The organism is Maribacter sp. PR66, assembly GCF_028464205.1.
Classification (GTDB): domain Bacteria; phylum Bacteroidota; class Bacteroidia; order Flavobacteriales; family Flavobacteriaceae; genus Maribacter; species Maribacter flavus.
Genome location: NZ_JAQPCH010000009.1, coordinates 1 through 21,044 on the forward strand (window position 1 = coordinate 1; position 21,044 = coordinate 21,044).

Annotated in this window: 21 protein-coding genes; 7 read left to right on the forward strand and 14 right to left on the reverse strand. The window is 43.9% G+C overall.

What is annotated here, in order from left to right:
• The 4 genes from PP181_RS14455 to PP181_RS14470 form a co-directional block, all read right to left on the reverse strand.
• Window positions 1-2,560 (reverse strand): DUF7507 domain-containing protein (locus PP181_RS14455; protein ID WP_272637614.1); only part of this gene is annotated, 2,560 nt, incomplete at its 3' end.
• Window positions 2,561-2,770: 210 nt separating this feature from the next.
• A complete protein-coding gene (locus PP181_RS14460; protein ID WP_272637615.1) occupies window positions 2,771-4,186 on the reverse strand; it encodes a CCA tRNA nucleotidyltransferase in 1,416 nt (471 codons plus the stop codon).
• Window positions 4,187-4,202: 16 nt separating this feature from the next.
• Window positions 4,203-4,766 (reverse strand): L-threonylcarbamoyladenylate synthase, encoded by a 564-nt coding sequence (locus PP181_RS14465; RefSeq protein ID WP_154916768.1) that lies wholly within the window; start codon window positions 4,764-4,766, stop codon window positions 4,203-4,205.
• A 3-nt stretch (window positions 4,767-4,769) separates the two neighbouring features.
• The gene (locus tag PP181_RS14470; RefSeq protein WP_154916766.1) at window positions 4,770-5,852 is read right to left on the reverse strand and encodes a hypothetical protein; all 1,083 of its coding nucleotides are present in this window, start codon (window positions 5,850-5,852) and stop codon (window positions 4,770-4,772) included.
• Between the two features lie 57 nt (window positions 5,853-5,909).
• Here PP181_RS14470 and PP181_RS14475 point away from each other — a divergent pair, with 57 nt between their 5' ends.
• Window positions 5,910-6,740, forward strand: a complete 831-nt coding sequence (locus tag PP181_RS14475) for a glycosyltransferase family 2 protein (RefSeq protein ID WP_272637616.1) — start codon at window positions 5,910-5,912, stop codon at window positions 6,738-6,740.
• On the opposite strand, the gene PP181_RS14480 is transcribed toward PP181_RS14475, so the two are convergent.
• Both PP181_RS14480 and PP181_RS14485 read right to left on the reverse strand, forming a co-directional pair.
• Window positions 6,722-7,516: a glycosyltransferase family 2 protein gene (locus PP181_RS14480; RefSeq protein ID WP_154916762.1), complete on the reverse strand. Its 795-nt coding sequence runs from the start codon at window positions 7,514-7,516 to the stop codon at window positions 6,722-6,724. The two genes, PP181_RS14475 and PP181_RS14480, sit on opposite strands and share 19 nt — an antisense overlap.
• Window positions 7,517-7,798: 282 nt before the next feature.
• Window positions 7,799-8,614: a 2,3,4,5-tetrahydropyridine-2,6-dicarboxylate N-succinyltransferase gene (locus tag PP181_RS14485; RefSeq protein ID WP_272637617.1), complete on the reverse strand. Its 816-nt coding sequence runs from the start codon at window positions 8,612-8,614 to the stop codon at window positions 7,799-7,801.
• Between the two features lie 100 nt (window positions 8,615-8,714).
• Between PP181_RS14485 and ruvX the strand changes: the two genes are divergently transcribed.
• From ruvX to PP181_RS14500, 3 genes are all read left to right on the forward strand, one after another.
• Window positions 8,715-9,125, forward strand: a complete 411-nt coding sequence (ruvX, locus tag PP181_RS14490; RefSeq protein ID WP_154916760.1) for a Holliday junction resolvase RuvX — start codon at window positions 8,715-8,717, stop codon at window positions 9,123-9,125.
• The gene (gene def / locus PP181_RS14495; protein ID WP_154916758.1) at window positions 9,126-9,716 is read left to right on the forward strand and encodes a peptide deformylase; all 591 of its coding nucleotides are present in this window, start codon (window positions 9,126-9,128) and stop codon (window positions 9,714-9,716) included.
• A 64-nt stretch (window positions 9,717-9,780) separates the two neighbouring features.
• Window positions 9,781-10,200, forward strand: a complete 420-nt coding sequence (locus PP181_RS14500) for a DUF5606 family protein (RefSeq protein ID WP_272637618.1) — start codon at window positions 9,781-9,783, stop codon at window positions 10,198-10,200.
• 378 nt (window positions 10,201-10,578) lie between these two features.
• On the opposite strand, the gene PP181_RS14505 is transcribed toward PP181_RS14500, so the two are convergent.
• Genes PP181_RS14505 through PP181_RS14540 form a run of 8 tightly spaced genes read right to left on the reverse strand, consistent with a single transcriptional unit; the run spans window position 10,579 to window position 18,452 of the window.
• Complete coding sequence (locus PP181_RS14505; RefSeq protein ID WP_272637619.1) at window positions 10,579-12,195, reverse strand: beta-N-acetylhexosaminidase; 1,617 nt, start codon at window positions 12,193-12,195, stop codon at window positions 10,579-10,581.
• Between the two features lie 9 nt (window positions 12,196-12,204).
• Window positions 12,205-12,885, reverse strand: a complete 681-nt coding sequence (locus PP181_RS14510; protein ID WP_246160779.1) for a GDSL-type esterase/lipase family protein — start codon at window positions 12,883-12,885, stop codon at window positions 12,205-12,207.
• A 29-nt stretch (window positions 12,886-12,914) separates the two neighbouring features.
• A complete protein-coding gene (locus PP181_RS14515) occupies window positions 12,915-13,796 on the reverse strand; it encodes an alpha/beta hydrolase (RefSeq protein WP_272637620.1) in 882 nt (293 codons plus the stop codon).
• A 10-nt stretch (window positions 13,797-13,806) separates the two neighbouring features.
• Window positions 13,807-14,529, reverse strand: a complete 723-nt coding sequence (locus tag PP181_RS14520; protein WP_272637621.1) for an MIP/aquaporin family protein — start codon at window positions 14,527-14,529, stop codon at window positions 13,807-13,809.
• A 49-nt stretch (window positions 14,530-14,578) separates the two neighbouring features.
• A complete protein-coding gene (locus PP181_RS14525) occupies window positions 14,579-15,037 on the reverse strand; it encodes a DUF1569 domain-containing protein (protein WP_272637622.1) in 459 nt (152 codons plus the stop codon).
• A gap of 11 nt (window positions 15,038-15,048) precedes the next feature.
• A complete protein-coding gene (locus tag PP181_RS14530) occupies window positions 15,049-15,933 on the reverse strand; it encodes an SMP-30/gluconolactonase/LRE family protein (RefSeq protein ID WP_272637623.1) in 885 nt (294 codons plus the stop codon).
• Between the two features lie 35 nt (window positions 15,934-15,968).
• The gene (locus PP181_RS14535; RefSeq protein ID WP_272637624.1) at window positions 15,969-17,621 is read right to left on the reverse strand and encodes an N-acyl-D-amino-acid deacylase family protein; all 1,653 of its coding nucleotides are present in this window, start codon (window positions 17,619-17,621) and stop codon (window positions 15,969-15,971) included.
• A complete protein-coding gene (locus PP181_RS14540) occupies window positions 17,622-18,452 on the reverse strand; it encodes a sugar phosphate isomerase/epimerase family protein (protein ID WP_272637625.1) in 831 nt (276 codons plus the stop codon). It abuts the gene before it with no gap.
• A gap of 116 nt (window positions 18,453-18,568) precedes the next feature.
• Here PP181_RS14540 and mazG point away from each other — a divergent pair, with 116 nt between their 5' ends.
• From mazG to PP181_RS14555, 3 genes are read left to right on the forward strand one after another with little or no spacing between them, the layout of a single operon-like run.
• On the forward strand, window positions 18,569-19,345 hold the full coding sequence (gene mazG, locus PP181_RS14545; protein ID WP_272637626.1) for a nucleoside triphosphate pyrophosphohydrolase: 777 nt from the start codon (window positions 18,569-18,571) through the stop codon (window positions 19,343-19,345).
• A gap of 57 nt (window positions 19,346-19,402) precedes the next feature.
• Window positions 19,403-20,773 carry an MATE family efflux transporter gene (locus PP181_RS14550; protein ID WP_272637627.1) on the forward strand — a complete coding sequence of 457 codons (1,371 nt, stop codon included), beginning with the start codon at window positions 19,403-19,405 and terminating at the stop codon, window positions 20,771-20,773.
• A gap of 43 nt (window positions 20,774-20,816) precedes the next feature.
• Window positions 20,817-21,044, forward strand: a complete 228-nt coding sequence (locus PP181_RS14555) for a hypothetical protein (protein WP_154916734.1) — start codon at window positions 20,817-20,819, stop codon at window positions 21,042-21,044.

Sequence of the window (21,044 nt, forward strand, 5' to 3'; positions counted from 1 at the left end):
TATCGGGCGAGCCACCTAATTGAGCAAAGAGGTCGTTGTTGTCGAAGGTGTCCCCTTGGCAAATAGTTAACGTTCCGTCGCTTCCAGCGTTGGGAGGTGCCTGTTGGGTTACGGTCACTGTACTCGAATCATTGGTCGTACATGGTGCGGATGCCAAAACGGTATAGGTATGTGTCCCGTCACCATTGTCGGTCCATGTCCCTCCGGTATCTGGAGAGCCGCCGAGCTGTGTGAAAAGGTCGTTGTTGTCGAAGGTATCGCCCTGACAAATATTTAAGGTTCCGTCGGTACCGGCGTTGGGAGGGGCCTGTTGGGTTACGGTCACGGTACTCGAATCGTCGGTCGTACAAGGTAAAGTTGCCAGAACGGTATAGGTATGTGTCCCGTCGCCGTTGTCGGTCCATGTCCCCCCGGTATCGGGCGAACCACCGAGCTGCGCGAAAAGGTCGTTGTTGTCAAAAGTGTCCCCTTGGCAGATGTTCAAAACACCGTCGCTTCCGGCGTTGGGAGGTGCCTGTTGGGTTACGGTCACTGTACTCGAATCATTGGTCGTACAAGGTGAAGTTGCCAGAACGGTATAGGTATGCGTCCCGTCCCCGTTGTCGGTCCATGTCCCTCCGGCATCGGGCGAACCACCTAATTGAGCGAAAAGGTCGGTATTATCAAAGGTATCGCCCTGACAAATATTTAAGGTTCCGTCGGTCCCGGCGTTGGGAGGTGCCTGTTGGGTTACGGTCACTGTACTCGAATCATTGGTCGTACATGGTGCGGATGCCAAAACTGTATAGGTATGTGTCCCGTCCCCGTTATCGGTCCATGTCCCTCCGGTATCTGGAGAGCCGCCGAGCTGTGTGAAAAGGTCATTATTGTCAAAAGTGTCCCCCTGGCAGATGTTCAAAACACCATCTGTGCCCGCATTGGGAGGTGCCTGTTCCACCACGGTCACTGTACTCGAATCATTGGTCGTACATGGTGCGGATGCCAAAACGGTATAGGTATGTGTCCCGTCGCCGTTGTCGGTCCATATCCCGCCGGCATCCGGCAAACCGCCTAATTGTGCGAAAAGGTCGTTGTTGTCGAACGTATCGCCCTGGCAAATGTTTAATACTCCGTCTGTACCAGCATCCGGACAAGCAAATATGGTAATCGTCACCGTTGCATATTGTGTGTGTCCCTTAGAGTCCAAAATTCCGTAAACAAAGGAGTCAGAACCAAAATAATCAGTGTTGGGAGTATAGGTAAAATAGTCATCCACGGGATTGGTCGGTGTGCTATTATTATCCAATACAGTTGCTCCATTGGTCGGTGTGCTTACTAAAATAATACTACCCGTATTGGGACCATTCCCACCAAAATCATCATTGGTAGTAACTAAAATATTCACGGAATCATCTTCTTCAACTGTGGCCGTATCGTCTCGAGGTACTGGAAAGAAACTTTCGGTAAGGTCATCCAATAGATTTCCATCCGAATCAATTCCGTCATCGGAAATATCAAAAGTGTCTTTGGGCCCGTATGGACTGTCTCCCGTTGCCGTTGCCTGATTAATAACCCCTCCGGCATCAATTGCATTTCCATCAAAACTATATCCAGCAGCGTAGGTGGCTATTTCATTTGCTTGTAAAGTTCCTTCCCCAGAACCCATAGTTGCAGAAATGAAAGAAGGGGCACTGGTTAACGTCAACGGGTTTCCATTGGCATCCGTAAAAGTATCGGTGAGTTCGATATTTATGATTTCCACATTACCCGTGTTCTCTACTTGAATCGTATAATTGACCGCATCACCAATGGATACGGGCGTGCTATAATTTTCGGTTACTGTTTTGGTTACTTCAATGGAAGGTTCAGCAATTATCAGATTGGATAGCACAAATTCTACGTTTTCGTTAAAGCTGATTAGGCTTCCGGAAACCGATACGTCCATTTCGATGGATTGAACTGGAGCATCCATACGCATTGTCCCTCCTCCTGTACCTTGGTCCACACCATTTCCACACTCGCCGCCATTGGAGCTGAGTAGGGCACCCGCATCAATTTGAAATTGTGTGTTGTTTGATTGAAAAATGGGTCCATTGCTACTAATATTGGTCCAAGTTTCATTGGTCAAGGTAAAAACTCCGGTATTTGTCCCGTTCAACAGTGGAAACGGCAAAATACCATAGGTACCTACCTTATCAACATTTACCAATGGATTGGTAAGGTAAACCGGATTTCCAGTGGTTGCATCAAAAAAATGAAACTCCAAAGTACCCGTCAATAAAGATGCAACGGAAATTTCAAGGGACGGACTTCCAAAAACGTCCGGTGTAGGATTGTTATAGGTGTTGTCCGAAGTACAGCCCATGGTCTCATTTCCAGATATCAGTACACTCCCTGTTACCCTACATTCTACACGGACAAGACCGTCAGAACTTAAGGATTCCCAAGTGTTTAAATTAATAGGGGTCCAGGTAGTGGTTTGTTGTGAGTAAAGACAACAACTGACTAATAGTAATAAAAATAAAAAAAACCGTTTCCCAAGATTTGTTTTGGTCAATTGGTCTTTAATTGGTTTGGCCATTACTTAACAATCCTAATTTTATTCCCTTTTCCAACCTGGTTTTTGTTGAATTGTGGCACTATATTGATTTATAAAAGTAATCTGACCCTAATTCTTTAGAAATATAATGTTGTAAAGACAGTAAAAGGAAAGGTAAACCTTAGATTATCTGTTGGTAACAGATTTGAAGTTTTTAAAATTATCTACCTTGGTAGTTGGGAATATTTTTCCCTATTTAGGACATAAACCCAGTGATATACCTTTTTTTATCATAAAATTCTTGGCTGCATCATGCTCATTTGGGATTTCACCCTCCAGGATAGCCTCCTTAATGGCTTCCTTTATTATACCAATTTCTTTTGAAGGTTTTAGGTTAAAGGTGTCCATAATCTCCTCTCCCGAAACCGGAGGTTGAAAGTTTCGAATCCTATCCCGTTCTTCTACTTCCTTGATCTTTTGGCGGACAAGTTTAAAATTGTTCTTATACCTCCGCTGTTTTTTTGGGTTTTTTGTTGTAATGTCCGCTTCGCATAAGGTCATCAAATCCTCAACGTTGTTACCGGCGTCGAAAACCAATCTTCGTACCGCGGAATCAGTCACATGTTCCTCTGCTAAAATAATGGGGCGTGAACTCATCATGACCATTTTTTGAACGAATTTCATTTTGTCGTTCAGTGGCATGCGCAATCGTTTAAAAAGTTTGTACACCATTTTGGAGCCTACAAATTCATGGCCATGGAAGGTCCAGCCAATTTTCTTATGGAAACGTTTCGTAGGTGCCTTCCCAATATCATGGAGTAGTGCAGCCCAACGCAGCCAAAGGTCATCAGTCTCCGTGGAAATATTATCCACTACTTCCAGTGTGTGCCAAAAATTATCCTTGTGCCGTTGTCCTTCTATTTCCTCTATTCCCTGCAGAGCGGTCAATTCTGGCATGATGATGTCCAATAGGCCCGTTTTATGCAATAAGGAGAATCCTTTGGACGGGGTTGGGCAGAGCATAATTTTGTGAAGCTCCTCTACAATACGTTCTTTGGAAATAATCTTGATGCGTTCTTTGTTGCGTGTAATGGCATCCAAGGATGAGGCTTCAATCCTGAATTCCAATTGGGTTGCAAATCGGATTGCCCGCATCATTCTCAAGGGATCATCGGAATAGGTGATATCTGGATCTAGTGGAGTCCGTATCAGTTTGTTTTCCAGATCCTCCAATCCATTGAAGGGGTCTAAAAGGGTGCCATAATCCTTTTTGTTCAATGATATGGCCAAGGCATTGATGGTGAAATCCCTTCGCTTTTGATCTTCTTCCAATGTACCGTCCTCAACGACCGGTTTTCTACTATCCCTATGGTAACTTTCCTTTCTGGCACCTACGAATTCAAGCTCCAGTTCATCATGTTTGACCATGGCGGTACCAAAATTTTTAAAAACGGAAACTTGGGGCTTTCTCGGAAGTTTTGATGCCAATTGTGTAGCCAGTTCGATACCGCTTCCAACGGCGACAACATCGATGTCTTTTGGAATTTTTCTCTTTAAGAGGTAATCCCTAACAAATCCGCCAATGACATAGGTGTCCAGCTTGAGTTCGTCTGCAGTGCGACCAATAATTTCAAAAATGGGTTGGCTTATGGCCTTTTTATAGTCCATTGGATATTCTTCGGCATTATTCCCTAATCACTTTCACGCGGCCATCGATACCCATTTTAATTATGGAGGATGGACCCGCATACTGATTTTCAGGCTTCAAATTTACCACATAGTCCACACCTGTTAAAATGGCCTTGTCAATTTCTTTGAAATTTAAAGCAATTGGTTGGTCTTGAAGATTTGCACTGGTGGAAACAATGGGTTTTTTGAACTTTCCAATGAGGTATTTGCAAAATTTATCGGAAGCGACCCTAATGGCGACCGAATTGTCCTGGGCAATTACATTTGAGGCGAAGCCTTTCGGTCTATCATAAACAAGGGTGGTAGGTTTGGTGGCCAAGTCCATAATGTCGTATGCCAAATCCGGAACCTTTTCCACATGCCGTTCCAGCATAGCATCGCTAGCAACAAGACATACGAGGCCTTTGTCATCTAACCCTTTCAATGTAAGTACTTTTTCTACAGCGGCCGTATTGGTCGCGTCGCAACCAATCCCCCAGACGGTATCGGTAGGGTAGAGGACAAGGCCGCCATTTTGTAGTACTTTAAGGGCTTTGTTTAATTCGTTGGTGAAATCCATTCTTTAGATCGGTTCAATTAATTTCAAATACTTTTTTAATTGAAATGGGTAATTCCACTTCTTATGGGTATATAATTTCTTTGTTTCCAAGCTGTTGTTTGAAATACTGTTGAAGAGTTGCGCAAGGCTTTCAGAATCCTCGTAGAAATATGAGTTTTCGTATAAATCGGGCATTACGCTCATTTCTTGGGGTGTGATTAAAGGTTTTTTATAGGCAAATGCCAAATTATAGGCTCCTGTTATCTTGTATTTCAAATAATTCTGTTCAGTATTGGAAACCGGTGCCATAATGAAATCAGAAGTTTTTATATACTCGTGAAATATTTCATTTTCTATAAAGTGATCGAAAGTGATTAGGAAAGGGGTTAAATTCAGCTCTTGGACTTGTGAAGAGAACAGGGCAACATCCGGATTTTTTGGATTCATTTTTCCCAAAATAATAATCTTTAGGTTGGTACTCTCCAATTCCAATCTGGACAATGCTTCCAGTACTATCTTATAGTTTCTTCTTTTATAGTTGACCTCCCCAGGGATACAAATCCAAACATCATTCTTTTTATCCATTATTTTCGAACTTGGGAACTTCGGGAAATAAATGGGATAGTAAGGAAAAAGCCGAATGTTCCTATCATTAAGTACTGTAGAATCCACCAAAAAATCGTTCAGGACATAGTAGTTCTGAATCCGTTTACTAATGATTTTTTGTGAAAAACTGCCGTTCAGTTTTTTTAAATTATGGATACTCCCAAAGCATTTGATTCTTTTTGGCAACAGCCTGGTAAGTGCAATCGTTTCCTTATTACTACTGGCCGTATTGAAAATTACCACATCAAATCCATTTCTAACAATATATTGGTAGGTTGTAAACCAATTGTAAATTCTTTTTATAAAAAAAGAGGAGCTCCGTGGGTCTAGAAATCTAGTTTTGCTCGTTTCTATACCATAATGAACTATGTTTTTATGGATCTTTGGATGTATTATTAAATGAACATCGTAATTGGCGTCCTTTAGAAATCGGATTTGACTGTATAAACATTCTTCATGGTACGTGGTTAGCTCTATAAGGGCTATTTTCTTTTTGAGCATGTTTATCTTCTATTAATTTTCAAAGATACTGGAAGACTTTTATATTTTTGCCAAACTATGACCAATACACCAGAGGACCTAAAAATAAGTGTAATTGTGAGCACCTACAATGCGGAGGAGTGGCTCAAGAAGGTTCTTTGGGGTTTCAACCAGCAGACGTTCAAGAATTTTGAAGTGGTAATTGCCGACGATGGGTCCAAACCCGCGACCAAGGAGTTGTTGGACCAAATGTCGAAGGAGGTATTTTACCCAATCGTGCATGTATGGCAGGAGGACGATGGGTTTCAAAAGTCAAGAATCCTAAACAAAGCGGTCGTTGCGTGCCGGACGGATTATATTATTATGACCGATGGCGATTGTATTCCCCGGGAGGATTTTGTGCATGTGCATTACATCAATAAGGAACCTGGTTATTTTATTTCTGGTGGATATTACATGTTGCCGATGAATATTTCCAAATTGATAAGCCTTGACGATATCGAACAGCAACGTTGTTTTGATATCCATTGGCTCAAGGAAAAGGGCATCCCCAAAACATTTAAGAACAACAAGTTAACGGCCAGCGGCCTTATTTCAAAGGTATTGAATTGGGTCACACCAACGAACGCCAGTTGGAACGGCCATAATTCATCGGGGTGGAAACAGGATATTTTGAACGTGAACGGTTTTGATGAGCGAATGCAGTACGGCGGTCAGGATAGGGAGCTGGGTGAACGCCTTTTCAATTTCGGGATCAAATCTAAGCAATTGCGATACAGTGCCGTTTGTGTGCATTTAGATCACAAAAGAGGATACAAAACTCCGGAATCCATTGCAAAAAACCAGGGGATTAGAAAAAAGACAAAAAAGGAAAAGAGGGTTTGGACCTTTTACGGCATTACCAAATAGTAGGCCAACTCGTTTTTTTGTTCCAGACGCTTTAGTTCCCTGAATCTTTCCAAGACGCCAAGTGCGTTCAAATAGCAGATTACATAACCTTTTTTGCCGTCCAAAAACCCAAGTCTTAGAACATAATGGTTAAAGAACTTCCAACCAGTTTTTAGGTACATCGCGGCATAATTGAATTTTCGTTCGCGGTAGAAACATTCAATTGCCTTTAATCTACCATAATTTAACATTTTGGACTTGTAGTCCTCGTAGTTTTTATAGCAATAATGGGTAAGTTTTTCATTTAGAATACCGGAAGTACCTTCCACATCCAACGTCTCATGGACGATTCTCCTATCCGAAAATTTAGCTTTGCTTTTTCTAAAGAGTCGGTAATTCTTGTCAGTTTGCCATCCGCTGAACCTTAATTTCTCGTTTTGGAACATGAACTGTCTGAAGAACCAATACGCCACGATTTCAGTTTGTTTGGAAACCGTTTCCAAAATTTCATTTTTCAAGGGTGTAGGCACAATTTCATCGGCATCCAAAAATAGCACCCAATCATGGGTCGCCTGCTTGAGCGCGAAGGACTTTTGGGCGGTAAAATTTTCAAATGGATTTTGAATGACTTTTACCTTGTGATGCTTTAAAAGATATTCATAGGTGCCATCCGTACTAAAGGAATCCACCACAATGATTTCGTCAACAAAGGAAACGGACTCTAAACACTTTTCAATGTATCCAATCTCATTGTAGGTGATTATCAGGGCCGTAATTTTTTCTCTATTACTCATCATATTTTTCGAATAAGTAGGGTCGGTAGCATTGGGCTAACAAAGGTATAACAAAAAAAAAAGGCAAAAATTGTAATCCTTGGTAGATTTCTTACAAATTGCTTTAAAGACCCATGTTTTTAAGGAGATGTTAAAACCCGTTTAGGGTTGCGTTTCGAAGTTTATTTAAATGGATTTCACTTAAAACATCACTTAAATTTCAATGCCCCTTAAAAATATTAGGCCGATATTTTCAATAGTATAAAAATCGAAAACATCGGCCCTTGAAATTTTTTACAGATTTCTTTATACGGCTACATCATACTCTCTAAGCGCTTCGTTCAAGGAAGTTTTTTTGTTGGTACTTTCCTTACGTTTGCCAATGATTAAAGCGCAAGGCACCTGATATTCGCCCGCCGCGAATTTTTTGGTATAGCTACCTGGAATTACAACCGACCGGGGCGGCACAAATCCTTTGTACTCGACAGGCTCGTCTCCCGTAACATCGATTATCTTTGTGGAAGCCGTAAGCACCACATTAGCACCCAAAACGGCTTCTTTACCTACTCGAACGCCTTCAACTACGATACATCGAGATCCAATAAAAGCATTGTCCTCTATAATGACCGGGGATGCCTGCAAGGGTTCCAAAACTCCTCCAATTCCTACACCTCCGCTTAGGTGAACGTTCTTTCCTATTTGAGCACAGCTACCTACCGTCGCCCAGGTATCAACCATGGTTCCTTCATCCACGTATGCGCCAATATTTACATAACTGGGCATTAGGATAGTCCCTGGGGAAATGTAGGCACCATGTCTAGCCACGGCATTGGGCACAACCCTGATACCTTTTTCCTTATAGCCTTTTTTCAAAGGCATTTTATCATGATATTCAAAAATACCCGCTTCTAAAGTCTCCATTTTTTGGATAGGGAAATAAAGTACCACGGCCTTTTTTACCCACTCATTGATTTGCCAATCGTCCCCGTTAGGTTCTGCGCAACGTAATTTTCCCGCATCAATAAGGTCAATGACCTCTCTAATGGCGTTTTGGGTATCCGTTTCTTTTAAAAGGTCCCTGTTTTCCCATGCTTTTTCTATGGTATCCCGTAATTCTGTCATCTGTATTAAAATTTTGTCAAATATAAGCGGAAGCCTAGGAATTCCCTATCGGTCTATCTTCATATAACAAATTATCCTTTATTTTTGCCAAAAATTTAAAGTGGGAAGAATTCTTGCGTTGGACTATGGTCAAAAGAGAACGGGCATTGCGGTAACGGACGAGTTTCGCATCATTGCATCGGGACTGACAACGATACCTACGGATGAAATCATTCCATTTTTGACCCACTATTTTAAGGAGGAGTCGGTCGATGTACTTGTCGTTGGGGAACCCAAACAAATGAACAACCAGCCATCGGAATCCGAAGTATTTATAAAACCGTTTTTGACAAAACTGTCCGAAGCCTTTCCCGATATAAAAATCGAACGTCAGGATGAGCGGTTTACCTCTAAAATGGCATTCCAGAGTATGTTGGATAGTGGGTTGAAAAAAAAGCAGCGAAGGAACAAGGAACTGATCGATGAAATTAGTGCAACGCTCATTTTACAGGATTATTTAAAGAGAATCTAAATGATATTACCAATTGTAGCCTATGGCGACCCGGTCTTGAGAAAGGTAGGGGAAGATATTGATAAGGACTACCCAAAACTATCCGAGCTTATTTCCAATATGTGGGAAACCATGTACAATGCCAGTGGCGTTGGGTTGGCCGCACCCCAGATAGGATTGCCCATTCGATTGTTCGTGGTGGATACTACACCTTTTTCGGACGATGAAGACCTTTCGCCCGAAGAGCAAAAGCAGCTGAACGGTTTCAAAAAGGTATTTATAAACGCCCAAATTGAGGAAGAGACAGGTGCCGATTGGCCTTTTAACGAAGGCTGTCTAAGTATTCCAGATGTTCGCGAAGACGTCAATAGGAAGGAGCAGATACGGATTACCTATTTAGATGAAAATTTCGAGGAATACCAGGAAACCTACGACGGACTATTGGCCAGGGTCATTCAGCACGAATATGACCACATTGAAGGGATTCTGTTTACGGATAAACTTTCCTCCTTAAAAAAGCGATTGCTAAAGGGAAGGCTGGCCAATATATCCAAAGGGAAAATAAGCGTGGATTACAGGATGCGCTTTCCCAATGTAAAAAAAGGAAGGTAAAGGGATTTAATTCATAAGAAAAGTGGCATCTTTGCCCACTCAAAAAAAATAAAAAATAGTGCCTATGGGTTTGGAGAAAATTTTGTCGGTTGCCGGTAAACCTGGATTGTATAAATTGATAACACAGACACGGACAGGCTTTGTGGCGGAGTCTCTATTGGACGGAAAGAAGATCAGTGTAGGTTTGCGAAGCAACGTCAGTGTACTTTCTGAAATAGCCATTTATACTTTGGACGAGGAATTACCATTGCGGGATGTTTTCTTAAAGATTCAGGAGAAGGAAAATGGTGAAAAAACATCGGTAAGCCACAAGGACGAAAAGATAAAATTGGAGGAGTACTTTTTTGATGTATTGCCCAATTACGATGAGGATAGGGTGTATACCAGCGATATCAAGAAAATCATTCAGTGGTACAATCTTTTGGTAGAAAATGATTTGGCCGATTTCTCTAAGGAAGAAACTAAGGACACAGAGAAAAAATAGGAAAAAAAGTAGATTGTTAGAGATCTAATTTTATAAAAGGCCCTCATTCAGGGTCTTTTTTTATGGGGAATACGAAATCGAAGAATGCTTTAGAATCTTCATAGAATTTTGGTCGTGGGGCGAAAAAAGCTCTCCTCCCCGGGTAGGGAAGGGTGTTCCGCGACAGCGGAACCGGGATGGCGAGGCAGTAAACAGATTCTTCCTCCTCGCTACGCTCGTCATCAGAATGACAAAATCCACCTGTTTGTCTTACTGAGCAAAGCGAAGTATCCATTGTAGTAAAGATTGCCCAAAGGGAAACCGAGCAACGGAACGTGGAGGGTCGGGATTTCGTTACGCTAATATCCCACCTACCTTTTTATTTGAAATAAAAAAACCTTAATCCTTTTCAATGGTCTCGTACGTGAACTTACTTTTTTTCCAATCGATTAACGGGGATGGGTAGTAGTTCACATTGTTCCGATCCAAGAATGGGGCCTGGTCACCCAAACGGACTTTGTAATCTTCCCAATCCCTGTTTTCAGGTACCGTCCACGCAAGTTCTGAATATCCAATCATACGTGGAAACGCCAAATACTCCAATTCGCTGATATTGGTAATGGTTTCAGACCATAGGGGAGCTTCGGTTCCTAAAATATTTTCCTTTGGAATTCCGTAATCCTCCGGAGACCATTGGTAGGCCGAATCCACCGGAATGTAGGCCGCCCAGTGAAGCCCTAGGTCGGTCAGGGTATCGTATTTCATATCCAAATAGGCCTTGTTCGCAGGTGAGACGATGACTTTCATGTTTTTTGCCACCGCTTTCTTTGCATTTTCTTCACTGGCCCACCATTGTGCAATGGCGTTGGAGTCAATATCCGCATTGGCAACTTCGTCCCAACCGATCATGAGCTTGCCGTGTTTTTGCACAATTTTCTCCACCTTGTTCACAAAATGGATATAGTCGTTCTTTTTGGTAACATGGCTTTCATCCCCTCCCATGTGGAAATAAGGGCCAGGGGTCATTTCGGAGATTTCCCGTACCACATCGTCAATAAAGGCATAGACCGTATCCTTTCGGGTATCAAAGGTGCTAAACCCTACCTGCATGCCCGTGTACAGCCTTGGCGTTTTTCCATTGCCGTTCAAGATGGGATAAGCCACGGAGGCCGAGTTCGTGTGTCCGGGCATGTCCACTTCGGGTATAATCGTCATATAGCGTTCCTGTGCATAACGCACGATTTCCTTATAATCCTCTTGGGTGTAAAATCCGCCTGGCCCACCGCCAACTTCCGTGCTGCCACCAATCTCGGTAAGTTTTGGCCAGGACTTGATCTCGATGCGCCAGCCCTGATCGTCCGTGAGGTGCAGGTGCAACATGTTGATCTTGTAGTAGGCTAATAGGTCGATGTATTTTTTCACGTCCTCCACACTAAAAAAATGTCGGGCTACGTCCAACATGGCACCCCGATAGCCAAAATTGGGATTGTCCGTTATTTTCCCCGATGGTATGGGCCAAATTTTCTGAGCGGCAAGGGTGTCATTGCTCACATTTGGAATCAACTGACGCAAGGTCTGGATACCTCTAAAGGCACCTTCGGCGGTATTTGCGTTCAAGATGATGGAATCCTGATTGATGTACAGCTGATAGGCTTCGGGAGCGTTCAATTCAAGACTGTCCGACTGGTTGATGTAAATGACCCGTTCCACTGTGTTGGCATTTTCTCCGTTCACGGGTACGTCCAAGTCGATGTGCGCCTTAATTTTTTCGGCCAAAAATTCGCCAACCTTGTCAAAGCCCGTGGCATTTTTGGAAGTGTAAATGGCGGTGAATTGATCCAGTGCAAAAGCCGAATTCGTTGGAATCACCTTTACAGGCTTTGGAATTAAGCTAATTATTGCCAAATCCGTTTCGGGCATTTGGATGCGTGGTTTTTCAGGTTCGTTTTGACAGGCCAAAAAGACCATCCCAAGGGACAGGAAAAAAAGACTTCTGATGAAAACAGTTTTGATCATTGCTGTGGTTTAGGGGTTGTTTACTAAATGTTGCATGGCATGGAACCAAATGTCATATCCTTTTTGGTTCATGTGAAGGCCATCTGATACAAAGATATCCTTTTTGACTTCTTTCCCATTAAGCATGGGATACCAGACATCCGCAAAGAGGAGGGATTCGTCCTTTTTGGTCAATCTTAGGAATTTTCTATTGAGGCGTTTGTATTTTCTCCGCAAGTGCCATCTGCTGATACTGGGCTTGGCCGATATCAACACAATTTTCATGTCCGGGTTTTGTCTTCTGAGTTTGCCGATAATCATTTCCGTAGTGCCGATGATCTTCCGTGGTCTTTTTTTGGCCGAAATATCATTGTCCCCTTCGTAAATAAAAACTTTGGTGGGATTGTACCGAAGCACTAGGGTGTCCAAATAATAGAGCAAGTCCGATGCCTGGGAGCCGCCAAAACCGGCATTTAGTACCTGATGCTCTGGAAAGGAAGCTTGTAAATTGTCCCATTTACGTATACTGGAACTCCCCGTAAAAACAATGGTTTCCTTGTTTGGGTCCCAAAGGGAATCGTTTTTTTGGGTCAATGCCTCGACTTCTTCAGCAAAGGCGGGTCTTTCTTGGGCCGATAGCCAAAATGTGGTGCCTAAAAAGAAAATTATTAGAAGGATACTACCTTTTATTAAGGGTATTTTAATTTTCAAGATTAGAATATTATTTGGGTTCAACTTTATCAATTACTTTGCTTAATATCCCCAGAGTTTATCTCCACCTCCCACCAATCATAAAACCGTTGGATCCAATCATCAGAGGGTAGGTTTTGTTGTTTCATTCCAAAGCCATGTCCACCTTTGGAATACATATGTAGGCCCACGGTTTTGTTTGCCTTAAGCCATGAGGAATAGAGTTCAATGCTCCCGGCGGCCAAGCCTAACGGGTCGTCTGTGGCACAAATGATCAGCATCGGCGGGGCGTCCTGCGGTACCGCTTGGACGGGTTGGGCCGTGGTCCATGGATATACGGGCACTAGGAAGTCGGGCCTATTTTTTTCATTGTAGTTGTAGGCTACGCCCATGGTGACAGCACCCCCGGCGGAAAAGCCCATAAAACCAATTTTATGGGGGTCTAACTTATATTTTTCGGCATTGGTCCGCACGTATTCAATGGCGGACAGTCCGTCCCGTACGGACAAGGGAAGGACGGGTGCGACCCGTTGCATGATCCGTTGGGGATTGGTGGCTCCCTCCATACTAATTTCCTGTACCCCATCCTCCCCGGTGGGAACCAATCGGTATTTCAATACAAAGGCCGTAATGCCCCTTTCCGCCAGCCATTTTGCGACATCGTTTCCTTCGCTATTGATACTCAAGGCATACAATCCTCCACCTGGAGCTACGATAACGCTGGTGCCGTTGGGATTTTCCGGAGCAAATACCTCCATGGTGGGGGTAGAGACGTTGGTGACCACCTGGGTCTGCCAAATATCCGAAAAGTATTCCTTCTCGCCTCCTTCCCACTGTACAGTTGGTGGGATTTGATGGGGCAAGTCAATAATTTGCTGAGCAAAAATACTGCTTGAAAAGATAAGGACTAAAACTTTGATTATATGCTTCATAACTATCTAATTAATTCAATAACAAAAATACGCCTGCTGCCATTAGGGCACCTATAACCGGGCCCAAAACCGGCACCCAAGCATAGCTCCAATCGCTCTTTCCCTTGTTTTTCAAAGGTAGGATGGCATGCATGATCCGTGGCCCCAAATCCCTAGCGGGATTGATAGCATAGCCCGTGGGACCGCCCAATCCAAAACCGATGCCCATCACCAAGAGGGCTACGGGAAGGGCATCTAGGGACCCTAGGGAAATCGGTTCGTTGGCCAAGGCACCACCAGCGATGTAGAACACCCCAAAAACGAGGGCGAAGGTGCCGATCGCTTCGGTAACCACGTTCCAACCATAGCTTCGCACGGCCGGTGCCGTACTGAAGGTGGCCAATACGGCATCGGTATCATCGGTAAGGTCATATTGTTTTTTATAGGTGAGCCATACCAAAAAATTGCCGACCATGGCCCCAAAAATTTGGGCAATGATATAGCCGGGCACCAAGGTCCAGGAAAATTTTCCGGCGGCGGCAAGCCCAATAGTCACGGCGGGATTCAAATGGGCACCGCTGACATCAGCAGATATAAAAACCCCAATGAAGACGGCAATTCCCCAAGCCAGGGAGATGCCAATCCATCCGCTATCGGCACCTTTGGTGCCTTTTAAAACAAGATTTGCCACTACCCCGTTGCCTATAAGGATAAGCATTCCGGTACCGATGATTTCAAAAATATACGCTGTCATAGTTGGTTGGTTTATACTTTTTTAAAGAGATGGAATAATAATTTCGTGTTCAAACCCCAAATTGCTGTAAGTGATGCTCCAGATGCTTAGAAAATAGGGTGTTCCATTCCGTTTGGGTCAAGGTTCCAAAAGCATAGGATTCCTTCCCGTCAAAGTGGGCCGACCCTAGTTCCTGGGTCTTTCGCATGTTGGCAATGAGATTGTTCTTTTCCTTTTCAAAATCCCGTTCATCACTGATCTTAAATACGGGCGAAGTGGGGCCGTTTTTCTTGTATGGTTTTGGGCCTACAACGGTATTTTTTGCCAATAGCTTGATCAGGAATTTTTGGACGCCTTTGGGCCTGGGGTGTTTGTCCGTATAGGTGCTTTCATAGGCAACGTTACAATGCGCCAACATTTGGGAAACGTTCATCTTACCCCATTTAGGGGCGGTTTCTGGAGTAAGGTTATTGATGCGCGAAATGGTTTCCTCGCATTCCTGCTTGTCGAATAAATTTTTCCAGGTCATTTTGATTGTGTTTAATTAATGCCTTTTACTTTCATCTGTAAGATATAAACGGCGTCCATGGCCGTAATAAAGAGTATGTCCCTTTCCGGGCCTCCAAAAGTGACATTGGCGGTCCAATTTTCAGGGACCTTAATGTGTTTTATTTGTTTACCATCTTTGTTGAATACCGTTACCCCATTACCGGTTAGATATAGGTTGCCTTTATTGTCCAAGGTCATACCGTCCGACCCCATCTCACAAAATAATTCCCGATCGGAAAGGCTTCCGTCCTTATTGATTTTATATACATATGTTTTTTTATCCCCCGGATCGGCGATAAACAATTTTTTGCCATTTTTGGACCCTATGATTCCATTGGGCATCACCAAATCCTCTTCAACAATGGTCAGTTGGGTACTCCCAGGAGCTAAATAGTAAACACGTCTTTTCTCGACTTCTGGTTCCCTATCTTTCCACCAATCTCTTTTGTACAGAGGGTCCGTTATATACATTCCCCCTTTTGGGTCTACCCATACATCATTGGGTCCTCCCAAAAATTTTCCCTCAAATTTTTCTACGAGTACCGTAACATTCTTTTCCGGATCAATGTTCCATAATTGATTATTTTCATCGGCACAGGATATCAGGTTCCCTTGGTGATCAAAATAGAGTCCGTTCGAACGGCCACTGGGGTGCATCCAATCTGAAACGGTATTGGTCTCTGCGTCCCATTTTACGATGCGGTCATTGGGCTGGTCCGTGAAATATACATTTCCCTCAGCGTCCCTCGCCGGACCTTCGGTAAATTTGAATTCTTCAGATACCAAAGTAAGTGAAGCACCCGCTTCTACAATATCTTGGGCGTAAGCGCAGGAGTTCAAAAGAAGTAAAGCAAAGAGTACATTTATGGTTTTCATCGATTAGTCAATAATTATTTTGTTAGTTTTTTAGTTTACTTAGTGGCACCCGGACCTTTTACGAATCGGCCTGAAAAAGTTCCCGTATGTTCCCCGTCTTTTAAAACATGGCCCCCATTTACGAATACATGCTGCATGCCCGTGGCATATTGGTGGGGTTCCTTAAAAGTGGCGTTTGCCTTGATGGTTTTTGGGTCGAAGACGACCACATCGGCAAAATACCCGGCTTTTAAAGCCCCTCTTTTTTTCAATTTTAAATTGGTGGCCGGTAGTGTCGTCAACTTATAAATAGCCTCTTCCAAGGAAATCACTTTTTCATCGCGCACAAAATGGCCCAACAAACGGGCAAAGGAGCCATAGGCGCGGGGATGGGTACTTTGTTCCAAGAAGACCCCTTCATTGGTATAAGAACCCGCATCGGAACATATACTCATGTACGGCAGTTTCAATTTCTTTTTTACGTTTTCTTCGGACATGGAAAAATAGACGACCTGGATCCTGCTGTCGTCCTCGTAGATGAGGTCTACCAAGGTTTCGTTGGCCGATTTCTGACGTTCTTCGGCAACTTCCGCCAAGGTCTTCCCGATCAAATGCCTCAGTTCTTTATTTCTAAAACCGACCAACAGAATATTCTCGGGTGGTACGTGGAAGTCGATTTCGTCCATCATCTTTTTTCGGGTGGCCGGATTTTCCATCAGCGTAATCGTCGATTTATGTCCGCCTTCCTTGGCCCATGCCGGAAGTACCACGTTCAATCCCGTAGAACTGGCATTGTACATGTACATATCCGTCGTGATGGCCAGACCTTCGGTACGGGCGGCGTTTACCATGGTAATCGCACTGTCCAACAAATGCCAATTCGCGTTCCCCGATGCCTTAAAGTGATAAATTTCGGCTGGGAGTTTCGCTTCCCTGGAAATGGTAATCAGTTCGTCCACTGCCTCCAAAAGCCCGCCTTCCTCGTCCCGAATGTGGGAAATATACATGCCGTCATACTCGGCAACTACCTTCGCCAGTTCTATGATTTCATTGGTATCGGCATGGCCACTGGGCACATAAATCAAGGAAGTGGAAAGTCCAACGGCGCCCTCTTCCATACCTTGCCGCAACAGGTTTTTCATGGTTTCCATTTCTTCGGGCGAAGGAGGTCTTTTTTCTATGCCGATGGCGTATTCCCGCAACGTTGCATTCCCAACAAAGGAAGCGACATTGGTAGATATGCCCTTCTTTTCCAAATAATTAAGGTATTCTCCCAAAGAGGTCCATGGGATATCGTATTTGATATCGCCCTGCCCATTCTTCATCTCCTGCTTCATCACTTCACTTAAAGGTCCCATGGATGATCCCTCGCCCAATACCTCAAGGGTAACCCCTTGCCGGATATCTCCTTGTGAACGTCCGTCTTCCAACAGGGCCACATTGGCCCAGCTCAACATGTTGATGAAACCCGGCGCGACCGAAAGTCCGGTAGCGTCTATTTCCGCTTTGCCCACTGTATTTTCAAGGGAGCCTATGGCCGCAATGGTATCGGCATTGATGGCGATGTCCCCGGTAAAGGATGCCTTGCCGGAGCCATCCAAGATCTGCCCGTTACGTATAACGACATCATAAGTTGTTTTTTCGGGATTTTCGCAGGCCGTGAATAACGCCCATAGCAGCGTTAGACAGAGAAGGTATTGTTTTGACATCTAGAGGTTGTTAAGAAAATCCATATTGTGTTGCATGCTTTCCAAAGGGGTACTGGCGTATTCTTCTTGTTCAATCAGAATGTGTTTTACTCCGGATAACTCCCGGTTTTTCATCATGGCCTTGATATCCAAACCGCCCTTACCAAATTCCGTACTTTCCTTTTTGGTCATGTCCATATCCTTTAAATGCCAAAGCGGGAACCTGCCCGGATATTTTTTGAAATAGTCCAAGGGGTCCTTACCAGCGACGACCACCCAGCCCAGATCGAGTTCCATATGCACCAAATTTGGGTCGGTTTGGTCCATAAGTACGTCGTAAAGCACTTGCCCTTGGTCCGATTCAAACTCGTATTCGTGGTTGTGGTAGCCGAACTTGATGCCCAATTTTTGGCAGGCTTCACCGGCCTTGTTGAATTCCTCCGCCACCTTTTTATAATTCTCCACAGTTTGACCGTCGGACGGCATGGAGGAGCATATCAGGTAGTCCTGACCGGAGGCAGCGGCCTCTTCCATTGTTTTTTCGAAGTGCTTGTCCAGATGTACGTGTCCGCTGACCAATTTCATGCCCAGATCTTCGCAGGCCTGTTTCATACTCTTGGGCGTGAGCCCGTAATAATGCCCTTTAGTGCTCCTGGCGGATTCTATTTCTTTGATGCCGATGTTGGCAATCTGCTCCAAGGTGCCCAACGGGTCTTTGGCCATCTGGTTCCTAAAACTGTACAGTTGCACCCCGAATTTCAGATCGGTTTCCAAGGCGAAAGATACCGCGGGCAAAAGAACCGACCCTACCGAAAAAAGCGAGGAACGGACTAAAAAATTTCTTCTATGCATTTGCTCTTAGTGTTTGTCCCGATGCGTTTTATGGAAAGCATCACAATTTCCCAAGTTACTAAAATATACAACATGGCCTGTACCCTTAGATTTGTACTTTTGCAAAAACTTTTGAAATGAATACCAGGGAGGAGAAACTAAAGGCATTTGATCGTTTGCTTACCATAATGGACGAGCTCCGGGAGGAGTGTCCTTGGGACCGAAAACAGACCATGGAAAGCCTTAGGCACTTGACCATTGAGGAAACCTATGAGTTGGGAGATGCCATTTTGGACAATGATTTAAAGGAGGTACAGGGAGAATTGGGCGATTTGCTGCTTCATATCGTTTTTTACGCCAAGATTGGTTCAGAAAGTGGAAGTTTCGATATTGCCGATGTAGCTAATGGTATTTGTGAGAAGTTGATCAATAGGCATCCACACATTTATGGCGATGTAAAAGTGGAAAATGAAGAAGAGGTAAAACAGAATTGGGAAAAAATAAAGCTCAAGGAAGGAAAGAAAAGCGTTTTACAAGGAGTGCCAAAAAGTCTGCCCGCTATGGTAAAGGCGAATCGAATTCAAGACAAGGTGGCCGGTGTAGGTTTTGACTGGGAACAACCGGAGCAGGTCTTTGAAAAACTACAGGAAGAATTGGGGGAGTTGCAAGAAGAGCTTTCTACTGGAGATAAGGACAAGATAGAATCAGAGTTTGGTGATGTACTTTTCTCTATAATCAACTACGCCCGATTCCTGGGAATCAACCCTGAAAACGCCTTGGAGCGGACCAATAAAAAATTCTCAAAGCGGTTTCAGTTTTTGGAAATCGAGGCCCAAAAGCAGGGAAAGGCCTTAAAGGATATGAGTTTGGCCGAGATGGATATCTATTGGAACAAGGCCAAGGAAATGGACTGAATCCCTGCCTTTAAAATCGGTTTATAAAAGTATCTTTGTCGTTCTAAATTTCCAACCGTGTTTTCGAACTACACCAAAGAATTCGCATACAACATAAAACTTTCCGTACCCGTCATCTTGGGGATGCTGGGCCATACCTTTGTGCAGTTTGCGGACAATATCATGGTAGGCCAATTGGGTACGGCAGAACTGGCTGCCGTTTCGTTGGGGAATAGTTTTGTGTTCATTGCCATGTCACTGGGCATCGGGTTTTCCACGGCCATTACACCCTTGGTCGCGGAAGCCGATGGTGCCGGGAACAAGCAAAATGCCAAAAGTGCCCTAAAACATGGATTGGTACTCTGTACTATTTTGGGTTTTTCGTTATTTCTTCTAATTCTATTGGCCAAGCCATTGATGTATCTAATGGAGCAACCGGAGGAAGTGGTGGAACTTGCCATGCCCTATTTGGATTTGGTCGCCTTCTCATTGGTACCGCTCATCATTTTTCAGGCTTTTAAGCAATTCTCAGAGGGCTTGTCCCAAACCAGATATCCCATGTATGCAACCATTTTGGCCAATGTGGTAAACATCACCCTGAACTATCTTTTGATATTCGGAACCTTTGGATTTCCAAAATTGGGTATTGTGGGCGCTGCGTGGGGTACCTTGATATCAAGGGTCGTTATGGTATTTTATTTGTGGATGCTCCTCAAGAACAAGAAAAAATTCCACGATTACGTAACCGGTTTCAACCTAAAGAACATTGAAAAACGGGTACTACGAAAAATAATTTCCTTAGGGTTTCCATCCGCCTTACAGATGTTTTTCGAGGTGGCCATTTTTACGGCGGCCATTTGGTTGAGCGGCGTTTTGGGGAAAAATTCGCAGGCGGCAAACCAGATTGCGTTGAACTTGAGCAGCATGACCTTTATGTTTGGCATGGGACTGGGGGTCGCTGCCATGATCCGGGTAGGCAATCAGAAGGGACTTAAGGATTATAGGGAATTGCGGCGGATTGCCCAATCCATATTTTTTCTGACCTTGTTGTTGGAAATTCTATTTGCCATTCTTTTCCTTTTGGGCAAGGATTGGTTCCCCACGCTATATTTGGACGTGGACGATAGGATGAATTTTATGGACAATACAGAGGTGATATTATTGGCTTCCCAACTGTTATTGGTAGCGGCTTTCTTTCAGATTTCGGATGGGATTCAGGTGGTGGTTTTGGGTGCCTTGCGGGGCTTGCAGGATGTGAAAATACCCACGTTCATTACCTTTGTGGCCTATTGGTTGATCGGGTTTCCCATTTCCTACTATCTGGGTTTGCATACCTCATTGGAGAGTGTGGGGATTTGGGTGGGACTCCTTACGGGCCTCACGGCGTCCGCGATTATGTTGTATATGCGATTTAACTATTTGACCCAAAAATTGATTCGGACTACTTAACTTTTTGAGTGTATATTTATCGGAGTTTAGTAAAATCAAACGAATGGAATTACCCAAGTTTATATTAGGCGACAATACGGATTATCCAAACGCCATCTATGTTATCCATACCGATTATCCCAGGTTTATCATCAACTTGGAGGACGATGAGGTGGAATGGTTGGAAGAATTTTCAAAGGAGGACGAAAAGGAACTGGAATCCGAAGCCGAAAACCTGATAGAGGCGGCCACGGCCTTTTACGACAGGGAAGTTTCGAGATACGGGGAATAA